Here is a 24,699-nt window from a genome sequence, read left to right as displayed (position 1 = left end):
CAGCGGGACCGCGTCAGTGAGGGGTGTCGAGGTGCAGCATCATCCGGGTGGCGCGCATGGCGGCCTCCAGCGGGGTGGCGCTGCGGGAAATCTTGGCCATCAGGCTGGCGCCCAGCCAGGTCTGATACAGGGTTTCCGCCGTGGGACAGGCGGGGGCGGCAACCTTCAGCGAGCCGTCGGCCATGCCGTCTTCCAGCGCCTGGCCCAGGCGCTTGATGATGGCCTTGGTGCCCCGGTCCAGCACGGCGCGCATGGCCTCCGACAGGTCGGCGACCTCGGCCCCCAGCTTCACCGCCAGGCACTTGCCCTCGGCATCGCAGTCGCCCTGGGTATCGATCCAATTCTGCCAGTAGGCCAGCATGCGGTCGACCACCGGCTTGCCCGGCGCCGACAATTGCCGGTCCAGATCCGCCAGATAGGTCTCGAAATAGCTTTCCAGCAGGGCGGTGCCGAAGGCGTCCTTGGAGTCGAAATAGTGATAGAACGACCCCTTGGGCACATTGGCGGCGCCCAGGATCTCGTTCAGCCCGACCGCGGCGAACCCTTTGCCGCCGATAATGCGCTGGGCGGTGTCGAGGATGTGCTGGCGCACGTCGATGCTGTGGGGCTTGGCGATCATGGGTACGATATAAGCACGATTAGACCAGTCGTCTAGTGACGGTCGTCACCTCTCAATCGAATTCCACCACGATCTTGCCCACCGCCTGGCGGGCGCCCAGGGCGGTCAGGCCTTCGGGCGCGCGCTCGAAGGGCAGGCGCAGGCCGATGTGGGGCCGGATGGTGCCCTCGGCCAGCCAGCCCATGATCTCCCGCAGGTAGGTCTGGTTCAGGGCCGGGTCGCGGCGGGTGAACTCGCCATAGAACACGCCCAGCACGGCGGCGTCCTTCAGCAGGGTCAGGTTCAGGGGCAGCTTGGGGATGCCGGCGGTGAAGCCCACCACCAGGTAGCGGCCGCGCCAGCCCAGGGCGCGGAAGGCGGGTTCGGCATAGGGGCCGCCCATGGGGTCGTAGACCACGTCGGCCTCGCCCTTGGCGGAGACGGCCTGGCAGGCGGCGCGGATGTCGGCGGTCAGGGCCTTGGCGGCGGCGGGGTCGTCCAGGGTGGCGGGATAGACCACCACGGCGTCGGCGCCGTTGTCGCGGGCGATGGCGGCCTTCTCCGGTGAGGAGGCGGCGGCCACGACGCGGGCGCCCATGGCCTTGCCCAGGTGCACCGCCGCCAGGCCCACGCCGCCGGCCGCCCCCAGCACCACCAGCGTTTCCCCGGGCGCCAGCTTGGCGCGGTCGCGCAGGGCGTAGTGGCTGGTGCCGTAGGTCAGCCGCAGGGCGGCGCCGGCGGCGTCATCCACGCCATCCGGCAGGGGCAGGCAGTTCGACGCCGGTATGGCCAATTGTTCCGACAGGCCGCCATGCGGCACCACACCGATGACACGGTCGCCGACCGTGAAGTCCTGGACGCCCGCGCCCACGGCCGTCACCCGGCCGGCCACCTCCAGCCCGGGGGCGAAGGGCCGGGGCGGGCGGGCCTGGTAGAGGTCCTGGATGACCAGCAGGTCCGGGTAATTCAGCGCCGTGGCGCTGACGGCGACCACCACCTGGCCGGGCCCCGCCACCGGCGGGGGCAGGTTCGTGTCCAGCACCAGGGTGTCCGGTCCCCCCGTCTGATGGCTGCGCCAGGCCCGCATCGCTGTCCTCCCAAGACACTCTCGTTTATTGGGCACCAGAGTGGGGGAGGCGGCGGGGCGGGTCCATCATTCATATTGACCGGTCCCCGTACCCTTTCCAGGATCGCGGCGTTGCCGGTTCGCGCGCAGTGCGCTGCCGGGCCGGGTTTTCGAAAAAGGGAGTGTCCACGCATGATCGGCCGCCTGAACCATGTCGGCATCGCCACACCGTCGATTGAGGACGCCATCACCGTCTACCGCGACCTTTTGGGCGCCACGGTGATTCGCGAGCCTTTCGACTTGCCGGCCCAGGGTGTGCGCGTCTGCTTCATCGACACGCCCAACAGCCAGATCGAACTGATCGAGCCCTTGGGTGAGGCCTCGCCTGTCCACGCCTTCCTGAAGAAGTTCCCCCAGGGTGGCCAGCACCATGTCTGTTTCGAGGTGCCGGACATCCACGCCGCCGCCGCCGACATGGCGGCCAAGGGCGCCACGGTGCTGGGCCAGCCCCGCATCGGCGCCCACGGCACGCCGGTGATCTTCGTGCATCCCAAGAGCATGGGGGGCGTGCTGGTGGAACTGATGGAAACGCCCAAGGGCGATCATCACTGACGGCGTGCGCCCGGGGCGAAGCCCTTAACTTCCGCTCAGGATGCTCTTGATGCGGCTGGCCAGCGCCTCCATGGAGAAGGGCTTGGTCTGCACATGCAGGCCGGGCGCCAGCCGTTCATTGCCGATGACCGCGTTTTCGGCATAGCCGGTGATGAACAGCACTTTCAGGCCGGGGCGCAGGTCCCGGCCGGCGTCGGCCAATTGCCGGCCGTTCATGCCCTGGGGCAGGCCGATATCCGTCACCAGCAGGTTGATGGGGGTATCGGATTGCAGGATGCGCAGCGCCTCGGGGCCGTCCATCGCCTCCAGCGTGGTGTAGCCCAACTCATCCAGCACCTCGGTCACCAGCAGGCGCACGGTGGGCTCGTCATCCACCACCAGCACGGTTTCCCCGCGCTTGGCCCTGGGGGCGGCCTGGGCGATGGCCAGCATCTCCGTCGCCTGCTCCTGCCCATGATGGCGGGGCAGGTACAGCGACACGGTGGTGCCTTGCCCCACCTCCGACAGGATGCGGATCTGGCCGCCGGATTGCCGCACGAAGCCATAGATCATGGATAGGCCCAGGCCGGTGCCCTGGCCGATGGGCTTGGTGGTGAAGAAGGGGTCGAAGGCGCGGGCGATGACCTCCGGCGGCATGCCCACGCCCGTGTCGGTGACGCTCAGCAGCACGAACTGGCCGGGCGTCATGTCATGGGCGCTGGCGGTTTCGCCGTCGATCTCGCGGTTGCTGGCCTCGATGGTGATGTGGCCGCCGCGGGGCATGGCGTCGCGGGCGTTGATGCACAGGTTCAGCAGGGCGCTTTCCAGCTGGTTGGCGTCGATCAGGGTGGTCCACAGGTCGGGCGGCGTGTCGACAATCAGGGCGATGGCGGGGCCCACCGTACGCCGCACCAGATCCTCCATCTCCAGGACCAGGCGGCTGACGTCCGTCGGGCGGGGATCCAGGGTCTGCTGCCGCGAAAAGGCCAGCAGGCGGTGGGTCAGCGCGGCGGCGCGGTCCACGGCGCCGCGTGCCGCCGTCATGTAGCGGTCCAGCGCGTTCAGGCGGCCCTGGCGGATGCGCTGGTCCAGCAGTTCCAGGCTGCCGCTGATGGCCGTCAGCAGGTTGTTGAAGTCATGGGCCAGGCCGCCGGTCAACTGGCCGACCGCCTCCATCTTCTGCGCCTGGCGCAACTGCGCCTCAGCCAGGCGCAAGGCTTCGGCCTGGCGCTTCTCCTCCGTGATGTCGCGGCCATAGCCGTAGACCACGTCCCCTTCGGCGAAGGAGTTCCAGGAAATCCAGCGGAAGCCGTCATCCTGGTGCCGCAGGCGGTTTTCAAAGCACAAAAGCTGCCCCTCGATCAGCAGCCCCTCATGGGCCTGGACCGTGGCGCGGGCGTCGTCGGGCCAGACCATTTCCACAAAGCTGTGGCCGATCAGCTCCTCCGGCTCCTGGCCCAGGATGGCCTTCCAGGCGGGGCTGGCGTCGCGGATTATTCCGTCGCGCCCGATCACCAGCAGCAGGTCGCGGGAAAAGCGCCAGACGCGGTCGCGCTCCGCCGTGCGCTCCGCCACCCGTTCCTCCAGGTCGGCGTTCAGGCGGGCCAGCTTATCGGCGGTGACGCGCAGGGTGCGCTCCGCCCGCACCTTGGCCGTCGTCTCCACCACGATGGCGATGACGCCGGCGGGCTTGCCCGCCTCATCCAGGATGGGGGAGTAGTCCAGGTTCATCCACACCTGCTCCGGCCGGCCGGAGCGATGCAGCGTCAGTTCCTGGTCCTGATAGGCCAGCGTGCCGCCGGCCAGCCCCACCTTCATCACATTGTCGTTGAAGTCCGCCACCTCATGCCAGCCTTCCCGGACCTTGGATCCCAGAAGCTGGGGATGGCGGCCGCCGGCGAAGACGGAATAGGCATCGTTGTAGATCATGATGCCGTCCGGTCCCCACAGGGTGACGATGGGCACGGGCGATTGCAGGATCAGGCCGACGGTGGTGCGCAGGCTTTGCGGCCATAGCTCCAGCGGCCCCAGGGGTGTGCCCGCCCAGTCATAGGCCGCGATCAGCGACGCCAATTCGCCGCCGCCGGACAGGAAAGCCGGTATCACCTCTTGCGCCATATGCCGCCGTGCCCCATCCAACCGCATTAGTCGCCTTCACACCGAAAATCCTACGACGCTTGTTATGTCACGCGAGGAAGGCGGGCACATCGCCAACCAAAGACTATGTCGCGGCGCGAGATCCCCCTCCAAAAGGCAGAGGTGCGGGGCATCGGGGTCAATGCTGGTGGTGAAGGTCCATCATCTCCAGCGGCATCATGTTGGCGCTGAGGTTGGCCATGATCCACAGCGACCCCGCCACCACCAGGAAAACGATCAGCACGCCGAAGGCCAGGGCCAGCACGTTGTTGGTGTTGTCCGGCCCGGTGGTGATGTGCAGGAAAAACACCAGGTGCACGCCCATCTGGGCCACGGCCAGGACGGCCAGGCCGATGGGCACCCCCGGCGGCCACAGCACGTGGGTGCTGGCCGCCCAGAAGGACGTGGCGGTCAGCAGGATGGCCAGCGCCAGGCCGACGACATAGACCTTGAGGCTGGCCATCAGCTCCCCCCGGCTGTCGCCCGGCGCGCTGTCCAGGGGGGCCGGGCTGTCCAGGTGGTCAGCGTCATGGGGGATGCCATCGGGGGCAGGGCGATCCGTTTCGGCCATCTCAGCGTCCTCCCATTAGGTAGACGATCGTGAACAGGGCCACCCAGATGATGTCCAGGGCGTGCCAGAACAGGCTGAAGCACATCAGGCGATGCCGGACGGTGGCGCGCCAGCCCTTGTCCGCCACCTGCGCCACCATGACCACCAGCCACAGCAGCCCCACGGCGACGTGGGCGCCGTGGCATCCCACCAGGGTGAAGAAGCCGGACAGGAAGGCGCTGCGCTGCGGGGTGGCGCCCTGGGCGATCATGCCGGCGAATTCGCGCATTTCCAGGACCAGGAAGCCCAGGCCCAGCAGGAAGGTCAGGGCGGCGGCGCCATGGAAGGCGGTGCGGTGGCGCGCGCCCATGGCCAGCGACATCATCCCGCAACTGAAGCTGGAGAACAGCAGCAGGGCCGTCTCCACGGCGACGTTCGTGGGGTCGAACAGCTCCGCCCCCGTCGGCCCGCCGGCCGTCGCCTTGCCCACCACCGCGTAGGTGGCGAACAGGGCGGAGAACATGACGATGTCGCTTAGCAGGAACAGCCAGAAGCCATAGGCGATGATGATGCGCTTAGGCGCCGGCCCCGCGGTGCTGGTGCCGGTGGGGATGCCGTGCGCGGCGTCGGGGGCGTCATGGCGCAGCGTGGCGGCGGTCATGGCGCCGCCCCCGTCCAATAGGCGTCCTGGTGGGCGCGGTCGGCCTGGGCCACCGCGTCGGCGGGGATCTCGAACTCGCGCTCGTCCCGCCAGGCGAAGACCAGGGTGGTGGCCAGGGCCCCGGCCAGGCCCAGCGCCACCAGCCACCAGATGTGCCAGATCAGGGAAAACCCGGTGATGACGGCGAAGAAGGCGGTGATGAAGCCGGTGGGGCTGTTCACCGGCATGTGGATGGTCTCGTACACCAGCGCCTTGGCGGCGGCCACGCGCTCCTCCCGCGTGCGCCGTTTCAGCTGCCAATAGGCGTCCTCCCGCTCCACATGGGGCAGGATGGCGAAGTTCCAGGCCGGTGGGGGCGAGGGTGTGGACCATTCCAGGGTGCGGCCATTCCACGGGTCGCCCGTCAGGTCACGGCGCCGGTCGCGGGTGCGGATGGAAACCACCAGTTGGACGATCAGGGCCAGGATGCCGGCCAGGATGAAGGCGACGCCGACGGCGGCCACGATCAGCCAGGGCTGCCAGGACGGATCGTCATAGTGCTGCAACCGCCGGGTCATGCCCAGCATGCCCAGGTAGTACAGCGGCATGAAGGCCAGGTAGAAGCCGACGAACCAGCACCAGAAGGAAACCTTGCCCCAGCCTTCGTCCAGGGTGAAGCCGAAGGCCTTGGGGAACCAGTAAGTGTACCCGGCCAGCACGCCGAACACGACGCCGCCGATGATGACGTTGTGGAAGTGGGCGATGAGGAACAGGCTGTTGTGCAGCACGAAATCGGCCGGCGGCACGGCCAGCAGCACCCCGGTCATGCCCCCGATGACAAAGGTCACCATGAAGCCCACGGACCACAGGATGGGCACCTGGAAGCGGACCCGCCCGCCGTACAGGGTGAACAGCCAATTGTAGACCTTCACGCCGGTGGGCACGGCGATGATCATGGTCATGACGCCGAAGAAGCCGTTGACGTTGGCGCCCGCCCCCATGGTGAAGAAGTGGTGCAGCCAGACGATGAAGGACAGGATGCAGATGGCCATGGTGGCCGCGACCATGGAGCGGTAGCCGAACAAGGGCTTGCCGGAGAAGGTCGAGACGACTTCGGAAAACACGCCGAAGCAGGGCAGGATCAGGATGTAGACCTCCGGATGCCCCCACACCCAGATGAGGTTCACGTACATCATCGGGTTGCCGTCGCCGTCCGCCGTGAAGAAGTGCATGCCGAGATAGCGGTCCAGCAGCAGCATGGCGAAGGTGGCGGTCAGCACCGGGAAGGCGGCGATGATCAGCAGGTTGGATGCCAGCGAGGTCCAGCAGAACACGGGCATGCGCATATAGCCCATGCCCGGCGCCCGCATCTTCAGGATGGTGGTGGCCAGGTTGATGCCCGACAGCAAGGTGCCCACGCCTGAGATTTGCAGGGCCCACAGGTAATAGTCGACGCCCACGCCCGGGGAATATTTCAGCTCGCTCAACGGCGGATAGGCCAGCCAGCCGGTGCGCGCGAATTCCCCGATCACCAGCGACAGGTTGGTCAGCAGGATGCCGGAGGCGGTCAGCCACAGGCTGACGGAATTGAGCGTGGGAAAGGCCACGTCGCGGATGCCCAGTTGCAGCGGCACGGCGAAATTCATCAGGCCGATGATGAAGGGCATGGCCATGAAGAAGATCATGATGGTGCCGTGGGCGGAGAAGATCTGGTTGTAATGCTCCGGCGGCAGATAGCCGGAGTCCGGACCCACGGAGATGGATTGCTGAATGCGCATCATGACGGCGTCGGTGAAGCCGCGCAGCAGCATGACCAGGGCCAGGACGACGTACATGACGCCGATGCGCTTATGGTCGACGGACGTCAGCCATTCCTTCCACAGATAGGGCCAATGGCCCTTCACCGTCACCCAGGCCAACACGCCCAGCACCGCCAGGACCATGAGGCCCGAGGCGATCATGTCGATGGGCTCGTTGATGGGGATGGCGCTCCAGCTCAGCTTGCCGAACATGCTGCGTCCTTCTTCAGGGGCCCGGCTTCACGGCGCCCGGATTGGCGACGGCGGTGAACAGGCCCGGTGTCACGTCGCGGAAGGTGCGGGGGCGGTCCGCCCGGCTGGGCTGGGCCAGGCGGCGGAAGGCGGCCTCGTCCAGCGCGTCGCCCTGGTCGCGGGCCATTGCGATCCACCGGTCGAAGGCGTCGCGGGGCACGGCCTCCACCGTGAACAGCATGTCGGGGAAGCCGGCGCCGCTGAACTGGGCGGAGAGGCCAGGATAGCGGCCCGGCTTGTCCGCCTGCAGGTTCAGCCGCGTGATCATGCCGGGCATTGCGTAGATCTGGCTGCCCAGCTGCGGCACGAAAAAGCTGTTCATGACGCCGTCGGACGTCAGCTGGAAGCTGACCGGCGTGCCGGCCGGCACGACCAGCCGGTTGACGCTGGCGAGGCCCTGCTCCGGATAGATGAACAGCCATTTCCAATCCAGCGACACCACCTGGACCGGCACGGCGCGGGTGGCGGCGGCCAGGGGCTTGGGCGGGTCCAGGTCGCGGGAGCTGACCCAGCCGATGCCGCCCAGCAGCAGCACGGTCATGGCCGGAATGGACCACACCACCAGTTCGATGCGGCCGGAATATTCCCAGTCGGGGCGGTAGCGGGCGCGGGCGTTGCCGGCGCGGAACCACCACGCCACCCCCAGGGTCGCCAGGATGGTGGGCACGACGATGGCCAGCATGATGCCCAGGGAATCCATCAGGATGGTCAATTCCTGCGCGGCCACCGGGCCCTGCGGGTCCAGGACGCCGCCGGAACAACCGGCAAGGCCGGTCAGCACCGATGCCAGGGCGGTGGCCAAGGGGAGGGCTGTGGCGGGGCGGGCCATGGCTTTCCTTGGATGTGGTAGGTGGGCGGTCGAGAGGCGGGAAACGGGGGGCACGCCCGGTCAATGCGTCCGCCCGCCAGAGGTTCCGGCCGGGGGGTGGCGAAAAATGTCGCAGGTGGCACCGCCACAAATATCGCAGGCGGGAACGCCCCAGCGGCAATGGCGACCGAAAGAGACAAAACACGGCATGGCCGGCCAATCCACCGCTACGCCGGCCCCATAATGTGGTGGGGAAACCGCGCCGGACGCGGTGGTCCATCTTGGTCCCGGAGCCCGCCGCGCACGGGATGCCGAGCCTAAGCTCGCGTTGGGGGAAGGATGTCGTCCATCACCATGCCGTCGCCACTTCGCCACCTCTATCCCTTGATCCTGGCGCTGGCCCTGTCCGCCTGTGGCGACAAGCATCCGCCGGCGTCCGCCGTCACCCCGCCAGCGGTGACGGTGGCCCAGCCGCTGCCCCGCAAGATCGTGGACTGGGACGAGTTCACCGGCCGCTTCGAGGCGGTGCAGACGGTGGAACTGCGCGCCCGCGTTTCCGGCTATCTGGAGCAGATCAAGTTCCGCGACGGCCAGCTGGTGCAAAAGGGCGACCTGCTGTTCGTTATCGATCCGCGCCCCTTCCAGGCCACGCTGGACAAGGCCAACGCCGATCTGCAGCGGGAAAAGACCCGCCAGGCCCTGGCCGTTTCGGAACTGAAACGGGCGGCCCAATTGCTGGCGGCCCGCGCCATCAGCCAGGAAGAGTACGACACCCGCGCCCAGGCGGAGCAGGAAAGCCAGGCGGCGGTGGCCTCGGCGGCGGCGGCGGCGCGGTCGGCGGCGCTGGATCTGGAGTTCACCCAGATCCGCTCCCCCATCTCTGGCCGCATCGGCGACCGCAAGATCGACATCGGCAACCTGGTCAGCGGCGGGTCGGCGCAATCGACGCTGCTCGCCACCGTGGTGACCCAGGACCCCATCTATTTCGTCTTCGACGGCAGCGAGGCGGATTACCTGCGCTACAACCGCCTGGCGCTGGAAGGCAAACGCGCCTCGTCGCGTGACAAGGCCAACCCCGTCTTCGTCCGGCTGATGGATGAGACCACCTGGACCCACAAGGGCGAGATGGATTTTGTCGACAACCGGCTGGACCCCAACTCTGGCACCATCCGGGGCCGCGCCGTCATTCCCAACACGGACAACTTCCTGCAGCCCGGCACCTTCGGCCGCATGCGCCTGCTGGGCTCCGGCGACTATGACGCCCTGCTGGTGCCGGACGAGGCCATCGCCTCCGACCAGTCGCACAAGATCGTCATGACGGTGGGCGAGGATGGAACGGTGACGCCCAAGCCGGTGGTGCTGGGCAATGTCGCCTATGGCCTGCGCGTCATCAAATCCGGCTTGGCGCCCACCGACCGCATCATCATCAGCGGCCTGACGCGGGCGCGGCCCGGCGCCAAGGTCACGCCCCAGCCGGGGACCATCACCCCCGCGGCCGAACAGTAAGGGCCGCCATCATGAAGTTTTCCCATTTCTTCATCGATCGGCCCATCTTCGCCTGTGTCATCTCCATCCTCATCACGCTGGTCGGCGGCCTCGCCTATTTCGCCCTGCCGGTGGCCCAATATCCCGAGGTGGCGCCCCCCACCGTGGTGGTGACGGCCACATATCCCGGCGCCTCGGCCGAGACGGTGGCCAACACGGTGGCCGCCCCCCTGGAGCAGGAGATCAACGGCGTCGATGACATGCTGTACATGGTCTCCCAGAACACGGGGGACGGTGGCCTGTCGCTGACCGTCACCTTCAAGCTGGGCACCGACATCGACAAGGCGCAGGTGCTGGTGCAGAATTGGGTGTCGGTGGCGCAGCCGCACCTGCCGGACGAGGTGAACCGCCTGGGCGTCACCACGCGCAAGAACTCCCCCAACCTGATGATGGTCATCCACCTGTATTCCCCGGATGACAGCCTGGACCAGCTCTACATCTCCAACTACGCCACCTTGCAGGTGCGCGATCCGTTGGCGCGCCTGGACGGCGTGGGGGATGCCCGCATCCGCGGCGCCGGCGATTACTCCATGCGCATCTGGCTGGATCCGGAAAAGGTGCAGGCGCGCGGCCTGACCACGGCCGAAGTGGTGCAGGCGCTGCAGGGCAACAACGTGCAGGTGGCCTCGGGCCAGCTGAACCATCCGCCGGTGCCCAAGCCCGCCGCCTTTGAGGTGCAGGTGCAGACCCTGGGCCGGCTGACCGACCCCGGCCAGTTCGCCGACATCGTCATCAAGTCCGACGCCCAAGGCCGGGTCACCCGGGTGCGCGACGTCGGTTGGGTGGAACTGGGTGCCCAGGACTACAACACCTATTCCTATGTCGACGGCAAGCGCGCCGCCGCCATCCTGATTTATCAGCGCCCTGGTTCCAACGCCCTGAAGACCGCCGCGGCCGTGCTGTCGTCCATGGAGACGATGAGCCACGACATGCCCAAGGGCCTGGCTTACAAAGTCGTCTACAACCCCACCCAATACATCGCGGAATCGGTGAACGAGGTTTACCACACCATCTTCGAGGCGATGGTGCTGGTGGTCATCGTCGTCATCGTCTTCCTGCAGTCCTGGCGGGCGGCGCTGATCCCCATCGTCGCCATTCCCATTTCGCTGATCGGCACCTTCGCCGTCATGGCGGCCGTGGGCTTTTCCCTCAACAACCTGTCGCTGTTCGGCCTGGTCCTGGCCATCGGCATCGTCGTCGACGACGCCATCGTGGTGGTGGAGAATGTGGAGCGCAACCTGGCCCAGGGCCTGTCGCCCCGGGAGGCCGCCCACAAGACCATGGATGAGGTGGGCGAGGCGCTGATCGCCATCGCCCTGGTGCTGACGGCGGTGTTCCTGCCCACGGCCTTCCTCACCGGGATCTCCGGCCAGTTCTATCGCCAGTTCGGCGTCACCATCGCCGCCGCCACGCTCATTTCCATGCTGGTGTCGCAGACCCTGAGCCCGGCCCTGGCGGCACTGCTGCTGAAGCCGCACGACGCCCAGCACGATGTGGCGCAGGGCGCTGCCGCCCGGCGCGGCTTTCATCCCATCGCCCGTTTCTTCGCCGGCTTCAACCGCGGCTTCGACTGGCTGTCCGACCGGTATGGCCGCCTGACGGGCCATCTGGTGCGGCTGGCCACGGTGGTGCTGGTGGTCTACGCCGGCCTGATCGTGCTGGGTGGCGGCCTCATCTCCCGCACCCCCACCGGCTTCATCCCGTCGCAGGACCAGGGTTATTTCATCACCGTCATCCAGTTGCCGCCGGGGTCCTCGCTCAGCCGCACGGACGCCGTCCTGCGCCGTGCCCAGACCCTGCTGGCGGCCCGTCCGGGCGTGGCGCACACGGTCGGCTTCGCCGGCTTCGATGGTGCCACCTACACCAACGCCCCCAACGCCGGCGCCGTGTTCGTCGTCACCAAACCCTTCGCCGAGCGCGTCAAGGAGGGGCTGACCACCCAGGGGATCTTCAGCGATCTGCAGAAGACGTTGCAACAGATCGACGGCGCCCTGACGTTGCTGATCCCGCCGCCCACTGTGCCGGGCATCGGCTCCTCCGGCGGGTTCAAGCTGTATATCGAGGACAGGCGCGGCCGTGGCTTGCAGGCGCTGGCCGACGCCACGCAGGAGATGATGCTGGCCGCCAACAAGACGCCGGGCCTGGCCAACGTCTTCAGCCTATACAACACCCGCACGCCCCAGGTTTACGCCGATATCGACCGGGTCAAGGCCGATATGCTGGGCGTGCCGCCGTCGCGCATCTTCGATACGCTGAACGTCTATCTCGGCTCCGCCTTCGTCAACGACTTCAACCTGTTGGGTCGCACCTACCGGGTGACGGCGCAGGCCGATGGCGCCGGCCGCACCAGCGTGCGCGACATCGCCTATCTGCGCACCCGGTCCGACAATGGCGGGCTGGTGCCCCTGGGCTCCGTCGCCACTTTCCGGGATGTGACCGGGCCCTATCGCGTGCCGCGCTACAACCTCTATCCGGCGGCGGAGCTGCAGGGATCGCCGGCCCCCGGCTATTCCACCGGCCAGGCCATCGCCGCCGTTGGAGAGCTGGCGCGCGAGCATCTGCCCGACGGCTTCTCCTACGAATGGACGGAGCTGACCTATCAGCAGATCATCGCCGGCGACACGGCGCCCATCGCCTTCGGTCTGGCCGTGGTGTTCGTCTATCTGCTGCTGGCGGCGCAATACGAAAGCTGGATGCTGCCGCTGTCGGTCATCCTCATCGTGCCCATGTGCCTGCTCACCGCCCTTTCCGGCGTGAACCTGCGCGGCATGGACAACAACATCCTGACCCAGATCGGCCTGGTGGTGCTGGTGGGGCTGGCGGCCAAGAACGCCATCCTGATCGTGGAGTTCGCCAAGCAGGATGAGGAACAGGGGTTGGACCGCTTCCAGGCCGCCATCCGCGCCGCCCGCACCCGCCTGCGGCCCATCCTCATGACCTCCTTCGCCTTCATCCTGGGCGTGGTGCCCCTGGTGATCGCGTCCGGCGCCGGGTCGGAGATGCGCCAGGCCCTGGGGACGGCCGTGTTCTTCGGCATGCTGGGCGTCACCTTCTTCGGCCTGTTGTTCACGCCGGTGTTCTACGTCGTCTGCCGCTGGCTGGCGCAGTGGGGCCAGCGACGCTTCGGCAAACGGCGGGACGCGCCGCCAGCCGGTTCACACGGCCCGCACGCGGCCTGACGGGGAAGGGATCGGCCCATGCGTATTCCAGGCGCCCTATTGACCCTGCCGCTCCTGCTGCTGCCCCTGGCGGGCTGCGTGACCGTGGGGCCGGATTACCACGCGCCCGCCACACCGGCCGCCGCCGGCGCGCCCTTCACCCGGGCCGTTTCCGCCATGGACGGGGACGCCAAGCTGCTGAAGGCGGAGGAACCGCTGGAGGATTGGTGGCGGCAGCTGGGCGACCCGGTGCTGGACCGGCTGGTGGCGGACGCCATCGCGGCCAATCTGGACCTGAAGGCCGCCGATGCCGCCGTGCGCAGCGCGCGGGCGGAAGCTGAGGCCGTGGGCGCCCGCAACCTGCCGTCGGTGGGCGCCAGCGCCAGCTACAGCCGCGCCCGCGCGGCCGCGGCCACGCAACAGGGCCTGCCCGACGCGCAACTGCCCGACAGCAATGTCACCAGCCTGGGCGGCAGCCTGTCTTGGGAAATTGACCTGTTCGGCCAGGTGCGCCGCGCCATCGAGGCGGCGGAGGCCGATGCCGGGCGGGCGGAAGCCCTGCGCCATCAGGTGCTGACCGTCCTCATCGCCGACGTGGCCAGCACCTATGTCGATCTGCGCGGCGCGCAATTGCGCCTGTCGGTGGCCCTGCGCAACGCGGAGAACCAGCGCGGCACCTTCGACCTGACCCACACGCTCAGCGATGCCGGCCGGGGCACCGACCTGGACATCGCCCGCGCGCAGGCGCAGCTGGAAACCACGCTGGCCTCCATCCCGCCGCTCCGTGCCACGGTGGCGGCGGATGAGCATATCCTGGCCGTGTTGACGGGGCGGGAGCCGGGGGCGCTGGCGGCCCTGCTGGACGCGCCGGCCCCGCTGCCCGACCTGCCGGACAGCGTGGCGGTGGGCACGCCCGCCACGCTGCTGGGCAGGCGGGCCGACGTCGCGGCGGCGGAGCGGGCGCTGGCGGCGGCCACGGCCCGCATCGGCGTCGCCACCGCCGACCTTTACCCCAAGATCTCCCTCACCGGGTCGGTGGGGGTGCAGGCCCTGCAACCGGGGGACCTGGGTGCCCGTGGCGCCTTCACCTATGGCATCGGGCCCAGCATCAGCGTGCCGCTGTTCGACGCCGCCCTCTACGCCCGCATCCGCGAGGCCAACGCCAACACCGACCAGGCCCTGGCCAATTTCCAGAAGGCGGTGCTGACCGCCTGGCAGGAGGCGGAGACGGCGCTGGCCCGCTACGCCCAGGAACGGGCGCGTCGCGCCTCCCTGGACACCGCCGCCATGGCCAGCACCCGGGCGGCCAGCCTGGCGGCCACCCGCTACCGCTATGGCGCCGACAACTTCCTGACCGTGCTGGACGCCCAGCGCACCCAACTGGCGGCGGAGGACCAACTGGCCCAAAGCCGCATCCAGGTGGCGCAGGACCTGGTGGCCACCTACCGGGCGCTGGGCGGCGGCTGGACGGTCGCCGGTGAGGTGGCGCCCGCAGCCACGGCCGCCGCGCGTTAAGGCAGGACGGCGCCGGCCCCGTGGCGCCTTTCCAGCGCCAGCAGATACTCCTTGGCCGCCAGCCCGCCGGCGAAGCCGGTGAGGGCGCCGTTCAGCCCCACCACGCGGTGGCAGGGCGCGATGATGGACAGCGGGTTGCGCCCATTGGCGGCCCCCACCGCCCGCACGGCCGCCGGCTTGCCGATCTGGCGGGCGATGTCGGTGTAGCTGCGTACCGCGCCGTAGGGGATGGTCAGCAGCGCCTGCCACACCTGCCGCTGGAAAGCGGTGCCGGTGAAGGCGAGCGGCACGGTGAAGGTGGTGAGGTCGCCCGCGAAATAGGCCAGCAACTGGCGCTCCGCCTCCCGCAGGATGGGGTGGTCGGGCTGGTGGGCCAGGGGGCCCAGGCGGACCCGGCGGGGCCGGTCATCCTGCCACAGCACCGCCGCTAAGCCATCGTCCCCGGCCACCAGCGTCAGGCGGCCGACAGGGGAGGGCAGGGTCTTGAAGGCGAACGGGGTGGCGATGGCCATGACGGTTCCTCCGGCGGAGGCGCAGGGTGGCGACGGCCCGCCGCCCGCGCAAGGGCCTTCATGCAGGCGACAGGACGGCAACCGTTATATTCAGGAAAATATAGCGATAGGTGGGGAGGCGTGTATCGGCCCGTATCCGGGCTATACTTTTAGTTTGGTAATACAGTTTGCGCATGACGCAACCAATTTTCTGAATTTGGTTAATGAGAATGGTTATCAACTGCCCTGTCTTCATTCGCTCTCGTATAGATTAGCCGGCAATAACTTGACGGGGGGCGCCGCCGTCTTATGATGCCGCATTGGTCTGCCGGCGTCTGCTTGCCCTCCGGTTGGGGCGGGGCGTTCCGGCAGGGTCGATTTTCACGGGAGCGTGTGAGACATGGATCTCAGTCGTCGCGGCTTTATCAAGCTGTCCGGCGCGGGACTTGCGGCTTCCAGCCTGGGCGCGTTGGGCTTCGGCCTCGCGGGTTCGGCGCTGGCGGCCTCGGTCCGGCCGTTCAGGCTGACCGCCGCCACCGAAACCCGCAACACCTGCACCTACTGCTCGGTGGCTTGCGGCATTCTTATCTACAGCCAGGGCGATCGCGCGAAGAACGTGAAGTCCTCGGTCATCCATATCGAGGGTGATCCGGACCATCCGGTGAACCGCGGCACGTTGTGCCCCAAGGGTGCCGGCCTGCTGGACATCGTGCGCGCGCCGGGCCGTCTGACGGTTCCGAAGTACCGGCCCGCCGGGGCGAGCGAGTGGAAGGAAGTCTCCTGGGACTTCGCCCTGGACCGCATCGCCACGCTGATGAAGCAGGACCGCGACGCCCACTTCGTGGAGAAGAACGCGGCGGGTGACACGGTCAACCGGTGGCTGTCCACCGGCATGCTGGCGGCCTCCGCCTCGTCCAGCGAGACGGCCTACGCCACGTGGAAGGTCGCCCGTTCGCTGGGCATGTTGGCATTCGACAACCAGGCGCGTGTCTGACACGGACCGACGGTGGCCAGTTTGGCCCCAACATTCGGTCGCGGTGCGATGACCAACACCTGGCAGGACATTAAGAACGCCAATGTCGTGCTGGTGATGGGCGGCAATGCCGCCGAGGCGCATCCTTGTGGTTTCAAATGGGTGATCGAGGCCAAGATCGAGAACAAGGCCAAGCTGGTCGTTGTCGATCCCCGCTTCACCCGCACGGCCTCCGTGGCCGACGTTTACGCCCCCATCCGGCCGGGCACCGATATCGCTTTCCTCAGCGGCGTCATGCGCTACCTGCTGGAGAACGATGCGATCCAGCACGCCTATGTGAAGGCCTACACCAACGCCAGCCTGATCGTTAAGGAAGGCTATGGCTTCGAGGATGGGCTGTTCACCGGCTATAATGAGGAAAAGCGCAGCTACGACAAGTCCAGCTGGGATTACGAGCTGGATGAGCAGGGCTACGCCAAGTCCGACGACACCTGGCAGCACCCGCGCTGCGTCATCAACCTGCTGAAGCAGCATGTCGACCGGTACACGCCCGAGCTGGTGTCCCGCATCTGCGGCACGCCCCAGGACAAGTACCTGGAGATCTGCAAGATCTTCGCCAGCACGGCGGCGCCGGACAAGGCGCTGACCAGCCTGTTCGCGCTGGGGTGGACGCAGCATTCCGTGGGGGCGCAGAACATCCGCGCCATGGCCATGGTGCAGTTGCTGCTGGGCAACATCGGCGTCGCCGGTGGCGGCATGAACGCGCTGCGCGGTCATTCCAACATCCAGGGCCTGACCGACGTTGGCCTGATGTCCAACCTGCTGCCAGGCTACATGACGATTCCGAAGGATTCGGACGTCACCCTGGACAAGTATCTGGAGACCAAGCAGTTCAAGCCGCTGCGGCCGGGGCAGACCAGCTACTGGCAGAACTACCGCAAGTTCTTCGTCAGCTTCCAGAAGGCCCTGTACGGCGATGCCGCCAAGGCCGAGAACAACTGGGCCTACGACTGGCTGCCCAAGCTGGACGTGGACGGCTACGACGTGCTGCGCGCGTTCGAGCGCATGGATAATGGGCAGATGAACGGTTACATCTGCCAGGGCTTCAACCCCATGCAGGCCTTCCCCGACCGGGGCAAGATCCGCCGCAGCCTGTCCAAGCTGAAGTATCTGGTGGTCATCGACCCGCTGGATACGGAGACGGCCAACTTCTGGCAGGACTACGGTCCCCAGAACCCGTCCAAGCCGGCCGAGATCCAGACCGAGGTGTTCCAGCTGCCCACCACCTGCTTCGCGGAGGAGGAGGGCTCGCTCGTCAACTCCGCCCGCTGGCTGCAGTGGCACTGGAAGGCGGCGGACGCGCCGGGCGAGGCCAAGCCGGACCTGTGGATCATGGCCGGGCTGTACCACCGCCTGAAGACCATGTACGCCAAGGACGGTGGCGCCTTCCCCGACCCGATCCTGAACCTGAGCTGGTCCTATGCCGACCCGGCGGAGCCGCAACCGGCTGAGCTGGCGCGGGAGATGAACGGCCGCGCCCTGGTCGACATCAAGGACGACTCGGGCGCGGTGGTGCTGAAGGCCGGGCAGCAGCTGGACGGCTTCGCCCAGTTGCGCGACGACGGCACCACCATGTCCGGCTGCTGGATTTTCGCCGGCAGCTGGACGGAGAAGGGCAACCAGATGGCCCGGCGCGACGCGTCGGATCCGCGCGACGCCGGCATCGCCCCCAACTGGGCGTGGGCTTGGCCCGCCAACCGCCGCATCCTGTACAACCGCGCCAGCGCCGACTTGGACGGCAAGCCGTGGAACCCGCACAAGCCCGTCGTCCAGTGGAACGGGTCCAAGTGGGTGGGCTTCGACGTGCCGGACTACGGCCCGACCGTGAAGCCGCAGGACGGGGTCGGCCCCTTCATCATGAACCAGGAAGGGCAGGGTCGCCTGTTCGCCCGGGGCCTGATGGTCGAGGGTCCGTTCCCCGAGCATTACGAGCCGTTCGAAAGCCCGGCGGAGAACGTGCTTCACCCCAAGGTGAAGAGCAACCCGGCCGCCCGCGTCTTCCCCAACGACCGCAAGGCGATGGGCACGGCGCAGGACTTCCCCTATGTCGGCACCACCTACCGCCTGACCGAGCACTTCCACTATTGGACCAAGCACGCCCTGATCAACGCCATCCTCCAGCCGGAGGAATTCGTTGAGATCGGCGAGGCCCTGGCCAAGGAGAAGGGCATCGAGCAGGGCGGCTGGGTCAAGGTGTCGTCCAAGCGCGGCCAGGTGATCTGCAAGGCCTTCGTGACCAAGCGCATCAAGCCGCTGATGGTGGATGGCAAGCCGACGCACGTCATCGGCTGCCCCATCCACTGGGGCTTCACCGGCGTGGCCCGCAAGGGCTATGGCGCCAACACCCTGACGCCGTTCGTGGGCGACGCCAACACCAACACGCCGGAGTTCAAGGCCTTCCTGCTCAACATCGAGAAGACCAGCGCGCCGCCCGCGGTGGACGTGGCCCAAGGGCCGCGTGACGCCCAGGGCGTGCCGAAGTCTCTCACCAAGGTGGGGAGCCTGTGATGGCCGACCTGCAATCCCAGGACTATATCCGCCGGTCGGCCACCAACCTGACGCCGCCCTCGGTGCGCCACCATGAGCTTGAGGTGGCCAAGCTGATCGACGTCAGCCGCTGCATCGGCTGCAAGGCCTGCCAATCCGCCTGCATGGAATGGAACAACCTGCGGCCGGAGATGGAGGAGTTCAACGGCGCCTACGAGAACCCGCACGACCTCAACCCCGGCACCTGGACCCTGATGCGGTTCGCCGAGTACGAGGACGAGCAGGGGAACCTGGAGTGGCTGATCCGCAAGGACGGCTGCATGCACTGTGAGGATCCGGGCTGCCTCAAGGCCTGCCCGGCCCCCGGCGCCATCGTCCAGTACGCCAACGGCATCGTCGACTTCATCAGCGAGAACTGCATCGGCTGCGGCTATTGCGTGAAGGGCTGCCCCTTCAACATCCCGCGCATCAGCGCCCAGGACCACAAGTCGTACAAGTGCACCTTGTGTTCCGACCGCGTGGGCGTGGGGCTGGAGCCGGCCTGCGTGAAGACCTGCCCGACCGGCGCCATCATGTTCGGCTCGAAAGACGACATGAAGGACTGGGCGGGCGAGCGCATCGCCGAACTGAAGGAGCGTGGCTTCCAGAACGCGGGCCTGTACGACCCGCCGGAGGTGGGCGGCACGCACGTCATGTACGTGCTGCACCACGCCGACAAGCCTTCGCTCTATTCCGGCCTGCCGGACAAGCCCCATATCAGCGCGCTGGTGGGGGCGTGGAAGGGCTTCCTGAAGCCCTTGGCCCTGGCCGGCCTGGCCTTCGCCGCCGTCAGCACCTTCGTTCATTCCATCGTCTCCGGTCCCAACGAGACGACGGAGGAGGATGAAGAGGCGGCGCGCCGGGAGATGTCGGGCCAAGGGGAATCAGAAGGGAAGGGCACGCCATGAGCTATCCCAAGGGCACGCTGGTCCGCAACTCGACGGCCACCCGCCTGAACCACTGGATCACCGGCATCTGTTTCGTGCTGCTGACCCTGTCGGGTCTGGCCATGTTCCACCCGGTCTTCTTCTGGCTGTCGAACCTGTTCGGCAGCGGGCAGTGGATGCGGGCGGTGCATCCCTGGCTGGGGGTGACCCTGTTGGTCAGCTTCATCGGCCTGTTCGTGCAGTTCTGGCGGGACAACCTGTGGAACCGCGACGACACCGCGTGGGCCAAGAAGCTGGACCGCGTCATGGCCAATGATGAGGAACACGTGCCGCCCGTCGGCCGCTTCAACGCTGGCCAGAAGGTGGTGTTCTGGGGCATGGCCCTGATCATCCCGGTGCTGTTTGTCACCGGCATCCTGATCTGGGAGGTCTATTTCGGCGCCGCCACCTCCATCGAGACGCAGCGCGCGGCCGTGCTGATCCACAGCATGGGCGCCATCGGCGCCATCCTGATCTGGATCACGCATGTCTACGCGGCCATCTGGGTGAAGGGGTCCATGCGGGCCATGCTGCACGGCTGGGTCACGCCCGGCTGGGCCCACCGGCACCATCGCAAGTGGTTCCGCGGCCTGGTCGCCAGCGGCTCGCCGGGGCCGACGCCCAACAGCACGGCTAAATTCCGCGAGCACTGAGCGGCATCTGGGCCTATCTATCAGGGGCGCGGGTCCTGCCGGGGCCCGCGCCCCATTTCTTTCAAGTCACACGATGAAGGGGCGGCGAAGCGGCCACCCCGGGAGAGACCGGTCATGAGACAGGGTGAGGTGGCGCCCAAGGCGCCGTGGATGGGCAACCCACAGGGCGGGGTGACGGCTCCGGCCCCGGTGATCCTGCCGGATCCCACCACCCGGTTCGCCCGCACCTCCGGGCGGCTGGGCGTGCTGGCCGTGGACCACCCCATGGCCCAATGGCTGGATTTCCTGTGCGAGCTGTCGCAGGCCCAGCAGGAGGCCGCCGATATGATCGACCTGCCGGCGGTGGATGCGGAGGATGTGGCCAAGGCCAATGGCGCCGGCATGCCGCCGCTGGCGGCCGATGGCCATGACCGCGACGTCGCCTGGCGCGAGGCGCTGACCCTGATCCTGCGCTATTTCGACCGCCTGCCGGAGGTGCCGGACCTGGTGGCCGCCGTCATCGACAGCCTGAACGACGTCGATGGCGAGACGCTGGAGCATCTGGCGGACGACTTCCTGCACGGCGCGGTCAATCCCGACGACGCCGGCCGCGCCGTCTTCATCGCCGCCGCCCTGCAGGTCTATTTCACCAAGCTGGCCGGCGGCCTGGAGGAAAGCCAGGCGCCCCTGTTGCCGGAGCGCGGCCTGTGCCCCTGCTGCGGCTCCACCCCCGTGGCCGGCGTCATCACCGCCTCGGGCGCCACGCCGGGTGTGCGCTATCTCTATTGCTCCCTCTGCTCCACCGCCTGGAACCATGTGCGGGCGGTGTGCATCACCTGTGGCCAGTCGGCCCACCTGTCGCTGAAAAGCGTGGAGGGGGAGAATGGGGCCGTGCAGGTGGAAACCTGCGACGACTGCCACACTTACGCGAAGATGCTGTACCTGGCCAAGGACCCCAAGCTGGACGCTTACGCCGACGATTTGGCCAGCCTGGGCCTGGACCTGATGGTGGCCGAGGTCGGCTGGCTGCGCCACGCGCCCAACCCACTGCTGTTGGCCTGACGCGACGCGGCCCCGGGACCTCATGGCACCGGGGCCGCTTCCACTCGGACGTGCGGGGACGGGATTAGAACAACGCTACCGCCAGATAGCCGCCGACGATGCCCAGCAGCACCACGCCGGCGATGACCGCCGCCAGCGCCTTGGGCGGGAAGGAGCGGTGCAGCATGGCGATGGACGGCAGGCTGACGGGCGGCAGGGTCATCAGCAGGGCGCCGGCGGGGCCCACGCCCATGCCCAGCGACAGCATGGCCTGGATGATGGGAACCTCCCCCGCCGTGGGGATGACGAACAGGGTGCCGGCGATGGCGAAGGCGGCGATCCAGATGAATTGGTTGCCGACCTCCGGCCCGATGGCGGGGAACAGCCAGGCGCGGGCCGCACCCAGGGCCAGCACGATGACGATGTATTCCGGGATCAGGCGCACCGCCATGCGGCCCAGGATCTTCAGCCAGCGGACGAAGGGGTTCTGCGCCTCCGCCTCGGCCTGAAGGGCCAGCAGGGCGGCCTGCTGGTCGGCGATGGGGCTGAAGCGGTTCACCAGGGCGCCCAGGCCCAGCACCATGACCAGGCCCAGCGCTAGGCGCAGCCCCGTCCATTGCCAACCCAGGACGAAGCCGATGAACACCAGGGTGGCCGGGTTCAGCACGGTGTTGCCCAGCCAGAAGGCCATGGCGGCGCCGGGGGCCGCCTGCTGCCGGCGCAGGCCCATGACCACCGGGGCGGCGCAGCAGGTGCACATCATGCCGGGCAGGGACAGCAGGCCGCCGGCCAGCACGCTGCCGAAACCGGTGCGGCCCAAGGCGCGCGCCACCCAGTTGACCGGCAGCAGCGCCTGGATGGCGGAGCCCAGCAGCAGGCCCAGCACCATGGCCTGCCAGATGGCCTTGCCATAGGCCAGGGCATAGCCCACGGCCGCGTCCCAAGACGGGGCGGGGGCCGCGGCCTCGGTGCCCATCAGGATGGACTTGCCGATGGCGTGGTTGGCCGCGGCGACGAAGGCGCGGGCGTAATAGGGCGACCACTTCACATAGAACAGGCCGGCGACGGCGATCAGCGCGACGATGGCGGGGCCGATCATCGGGTTGATGGCCGGGTTGATGGTCCGGTTGATCTTGGGGGCTTTTTGTACTGACATCATGATCCGGTGGGCGTGGGGCTGGGTCACGCGGGCGCCCGGCTGGGCCTCGCGCGGGTGTCGGGCCCGGCCGGGCCACGGGTTCCGCATCGGGCGCCGCTGATCGCCGGTTCAGGCGATAGGCGTCCTCGATCGGAACAAAACCTGTCTTAACGTCGCTTGCAAATATTGGCAATGTCCTTATCTGCAATGCGGTGCCATGTCTGCATACAAGGGGCTTGGCCCAAATCCATACAAGTAAAGGCGATAGAAATGTCCAATGACCCGATACGTTTGACCGATCTTGCCCATGGCGGCGGCTGCGGCTGCAAGCTGGCGCCGGCGGTGCTGCAGCAGTTGCTGGCGGGTCAGGCGCAGACGGCCGCCTATGCCAACCTGCTGGTGGGGACGGAAACGGGGGATGATGCCGCCGTCTGGCAATTGGACGACCGCCACTGCATCATCGCCACCACCGACTTCTTCATGCCGGTGGTGGATGACCCGCGCGACTTCGGCCGCATCGCCGCCACCAACGCGCTGTCCGACGTGTATGCCATGGGCGGGCGTCCCCTGTTCGCGCTGGCCATCCTGGGCATGCCCCTGGGCAAGCTGGCGCCCGAGGTGGTGCGGGAGATCCTGGCCGGCGGCGCCGCCGTCTGCGCCGAGGCCGGCATCCCCGTGGCCGGCGGTCATTCCATCGATTCAGGGGAGCCCATCTACGGCCTGGCCGTCATCGGCGTGGCCCCGCCCCAGGCCATTCGCCGTAATGCCACGGCCCAGGCCGGCGACGCCCTGATCCTGACCAAGGGCCTGGGCGTGGGCGTCTATTCCGCCGCCTTCAAGAAGCAGACGCTGGATGCCGCCGGCTATGCCGAGATGATCGCCAGCACCACCCTGCTGAACAGCATCGGCGCCACCCTGGCGCAGGACGCCGACGTGCACGCCATCACCGATGTCACCGGCTTCGGCCTGCTGGGCCATGGGCTGGAGATGGCGCGCGGCGCCAAGTTGACGCTGGCGGTGGAATGGGACCGTTTGCCCTTCCTGTCCCAGGCCGCGCACCTGGCCCAGGCCGGCTTCATCACCGGCGCCTCCAACCGCAACTGGGCCAGCTATGGCGAGGAAACGCGCCTGCCCGCCGATCTGGCCCCGTGGCAGCGCGCCCTGCTGACCGACCCGCAAACTTCCGGCGGCCTGCTGGTGGCTGTGGCGCCGCAGCGAGCGGAGGAGATCTGCCGCCAGATCGTGGCGGCGGGGTATCCTATGGCGCGCATCATCGGCCGCGTGACGGAGGGGGAGCCGGTGGTGCGCGTCGTCTGACCTTCAGGAGGCTAGATTTAGGCGATAGGCTTGGCGTCGACCTTCAAAGGGCCTGCGCCGTGGATCGCCAAGATCCGATTCTGAAGCAGCTTTACAATATCATCGGGTGTGTCCCACACAATTGTATTGTATTGCCGGATATCAAAATGCAGCTTATCCAGATGATCTTTTTGGCACATGAAAATGACTCGCCGCCCTAGCCCATGAGCAAATCCGGCTTCATAATATACGCCCCCTCTGTGCCCAGTAAAATCTGCAATCAAAAATGAAGATCGACGAATCTCAGCAATAATTCGATCATCAATTTTGCCGTCGTGTTCAGTTTTATCAATGCGAATAGGAGCGTATCCAGCATTAAGGACGGCTGGCTCAATTCCTGAACTGTAAACATCATTCATAGAAGAATCAAACCACATTGCGACGAAAACCTGAGAAGATGCAACGCGGACGCCAATCATCTCATCGTAAATAATATGTCCTTTTGCTATTAGAGATATCTGTGGGCCAAATGGAGCCCTTTCAAGGGCGCCTTGCTCAATTAGGTATTGACACAAATCAACAACATCTTGTGCGGATGTACAGCAAGAGACCATTTGTAGTCTTCGATCTGCAAAATTAATCTCGGCCCTTATTTTTCCCTTGCTCTCACTTATGAGATAACCAAGCAACAGTTCAGATCTTTTTTTGACGCTCGGTAATCCCAAGGAAAGAACATGGGAGATAGTTTCTGAGGTTATTTTTGGTTCGTTGCCGAATAAATTTTGTTGTGCGACCCAGAATGCAAGCTCGAGCGCACGATTACTTTGAGATTGCAGATGGAGTCCAGCTTCAAGTGTTAACTGATATTTTCCACAATCGGGACAAGACACAATATGAGTGCGTGTAAGTGGTGGCGGCATATCTGCTTTAAGTGACTGGCACAGGAAGCAAGGCATCG

18 protein-coding genes and 1 pseudogene are annotated in these 24,699 nt (G+C 67.0%); 9 read left to right on the top strand and 10 right to left on the bottom strand.

What is annotated here, in order from left to right; genetic code table 11:
• Nucleotides 1-13 precede the first annotated feature (13 nt).
• Nucleotides 14-619, bottom strand: coding sequence for a TetR/AcrR family transcriptional regulator (locus tag ULB03_RS16085; protein WP_322484145.1), 606 nt, complete (start codon nt 617-619; stop codon nt 14-16).
• Between the two features lie 52 nt (nt 620-671).
• Nucleotides 672-1,685 (bottom strand): NADPH:quinone oxidoreductase family protein, encoded by a 1,014-nt coding sequence (locus tag ULB03_RS16080; RefSeq protein ID WP_322484144.1) that lies wholly within the window; start codon nt 1,683-1,685, stop codon nt 672-674.
• Between the two features lie 171 nt (nt 1,686-1,856).
• Here ULB03_RS16080 and mce point away from each other — a divergent pair, with 171 nt between their 5' ends.
• The gene (mce, locus tag ULB03_RS16075) at nt 1,857-2,276 is read left to right on the top strand and encodes a methylmalonyl-CoA epimerase (RefSeq protein ID WP_322484143.1); all 420 of its coding nucleotides are present in this window, start codon (nt 1,857-1,859) and stop codon (nt 2,274-2,276) included.
• A 24-nt stretch (nt 2,277-2,300) separates the two neighbouring features.
• Here mce and ULB03_RS16070 read toward each other — a convergent pair whose 3' ends face one another.
• From ULB03_RS16070 to cyoA, 5 genes are all read right to left on the bottom strand, one after another.
• On the bottom strand, nt 2,301-4,373 hold the full coding sequence (locus ULB03_RS16070) for a hybrid sensor histidine kinase/response regulator (protein ID WP_322484142.1): 2,073 nt from the start codon (nt 4,371-4,373) through the stop codon (nt 2,301-2,303).
• A 157-nt stretch (nt 4,374-4,530) separates the two neighbouring features.
• Nucleotides 4,531-4,962 (bottom strand): cytochrome o ubiquinol oxidase subunit IV, encoded by a 432-nt coding sequence (gene cyoD, locus ULB03_RS16065; protein ID WP_322484141.1) that lies wholly within the window; start codon nt 4,960-4,962, stop codon nt 4,531-4,533.
• Nucleotide 4,963: 1 nt separating this feature from the next.
• Complete coding sequence (locus ULB03_RS16060; RefSeq protein WP_322484140.1) at nt 4,964-5,602, bottom strand: cytochrome c oxidase subunit 3; 639 nt, start codon at nt 5,600-5,602, stop codon at nt 4,964-4,966.
• A complete protein-coding gene (gene cyoB, locus ULB03_RS16055) occupies nt 5,599-7,593 on the bottom strand; it encodes a cytochrome o ubiquinol oxidase subunit I (RefSeq protein ID WP_322484139.1) in 1,995 nt (664 codons plus the stop codon). The genes ULB03_RS16060 and cyoB overlap by 4 nt, the downstream gene beginning before the upstream one ends.
• Nucleotides 7,594-7,606: 13 nt before the next feature.
• Nucleotides 7,607-8,461, bottom strand: coding sequence for a ubiquinol oxidase subunit II (gene cyoA / locus ULB03_RS16050; RefSeq protein WP_322484138.1), 855 nt, complete (start codon nt 8,459-8,461; stop codon nt 7,607-7,609).
• 333 nt (nt 8,462-8,794) lie between these two features.
• Between cyoA and ULB03_RS16045 the strand changes: the two genes are divergently transcribed.
• Genes ULB03_RS16045 through ULB03_RS16035 form a run of 3 tightly spaced genes read left to right on the top strand, consistent with a single transcriptional unit; the run spans nt 8,795 to nt 14,658 of the window.
• Nucleotides 8,795-9,946: an efflux RND transporter periplasmic adaptor subunit gene (locus ULB03_RS16045; RefSeq protein WP_322484137.1), complete on the top strand. Its 1,152-nt coding sequence runs from the start codon at nt 8,795-8,797 to the stop codon at nt 9,944-9,946.
• Nucleotides 9,947-9,957: 11 nt separating this feature from the next.
• Nucleotides 9,958-13,164 carry an efflux RND transporter permease subunit gene (locus tag ULB03_RS16040; protein ID WP_322484136.1) on the top strand — a complete coding sequence of 1,069 codons (3,207 nt, stop codon included), beginning with the start codon at nt 9,958-9,960 and terminating at the stop codon, nt 13,162-13,164.
• Between the two features lie 18 nt (nt 13,165-13,182).
• The gene (locus tag ULB03_RS16035) at nt 13,183-14,658 is read left to right on the top strand and encodes an efflux transporter outer membrane subunit (RefSeq protein WP_322484135.1); all 1,476 of its coding nucleotides are present in this window, start codon (nt 13,183-13,185) and stop codon (nt 14,656-14,658) included.
• Here ULB03_RS16035 and ULB03_RS16030 read toward each other — a convergent pair.
• Nucleotides 14,655-15,170: a methylated-DNA--[protein]-cysteine S-methyltransferase gene (locus tag ULB03_RS16030; RefSeq protein WP_322484134.1), complete on the bottom strand. Its 516-nt coding sequence runs from the start codon at nt 15,168-15,170 to the stop codon at nt 14,655-14,657. The genes ULB03_RS16035 and ULB03_RS16030 overlap by 4 nt on opposite strands.
• 379 nt (nt 15,171-15,549) lie before the next feature.
• On the opposite strand from ULB03_RS16030, the pseudogene fdnG reads away from it, so the two are divergent.
• From fdnG to fdhE, 4 genes and pseudogenes are all read left to right on the top strand, one after another.
• A pseudogene (fdnG, locus tag ULB03_RS16025) lies at nt 15,550-18,600 on the top strand (formate dehydrogenase-N subunit alpha); the annotation flags it as partial.
• 89 nt (nt 18,601-18,689) lie between these two features.
• Nucleotides 18,690-19,616, top strand: a complete 927-nt coding sequence (gene fdxH / locus ULB03_RS16020) for a formate dehydrogenase subunit beta (protein ID WP_322484133.1) — start codon at nt 18,690-18,692, stop codon at nt 19,614-19,616.
• Nucleotides 19,613-20,287 carry a formate dehydrogenase subunit gamma gene (locus ULB03_RS16015; RefSeq protein WP_322484132.1) on the top strand — a complete coding sequence of 225 codons (675 nt, stop codon included), beginning with the start codon at nt 19,613-19,615 and terminating at the stop codon, nt 20,285-20,287. Before fdxH ends, ULB03_RS16015 begins: the two co-directional genes overlap by 4 nt.
• 114 nt (nt 20,288-20,401) lie before the next feature.
• Nucleotides 20,402-21,328 (top strand): formate dehydrogenase accessory protein FdhE, encoded by a 927-nt coding sequence (gene fdhE / locus ULB03_RS16010; RefSeq protein WP_322484131.1) that lies wholly within the window; start codon nt 20,402-20,404, stop codon nt 21,326-21,328.
• Nucleotides 21,329-21,392: 64 nt separating this feature from the next.
• On the opposite strand, the gene ULB03_RS16005 is transcribed toward fdhE, so the two are convergent.
• Nucleotides 21,393-22,463 (bottom strand): permease, encoded by a 1,071-nt coding sequence (locus ULB03_RS16005; protein ID WP_322484130.1) that lies wholly within the window; start codon nt 22,461-22,463, stop codon nt 21,393-21,395.
• A gap of 252 nt (nt 22,464-22,715) precedes the next feature.
• On the opposite strand from ULB03_RS16005, the gene selD reads away from it, so the two are divergent.
• The gene (gene selD / locus ULB03_RS16000; RefSeq protein ID WP_416211154.1) at nt 22,716-23,762 is read left to right on the top strand and encodes a selenide, water dikinase SelD; all 1,047 of its coding nucleotides are present in this window, start codon (nt 22,716-22,718) and stop codon (nt 23,760-23,762) included.
• Nucleotides 23,763-23,779: 17 nt separating this feature from the next.
• Here selD and ULB03_RS15995 read toward each other — a convergent pair whose 3' ends face one another.
• Nucleotides 23,780-24,697, bottom strand: coding sequence for a hypothetical protein (locus ULB03_RS15995; protein ID WP_322484128.1), 918 nt, complete (start codon nt 24,695-24,697; stop codon nt 23,780-23,782).
• Nucleotides 24,698-24,699 lie beyond the last annotated feature (2 nt).

The sequence above is a fragment of the Nitrospirillum goiasense genome (genome assembly GCF_034427435.1).
Lineage (GTDB): Bacteria > Pseudomonadota > Alphaproteobacteria > Azospirillales > Azospirillaceae > Nitrospirillum.
This window is presented reverse-complemented; position numbering and strand designations above follow the sequence as displayed.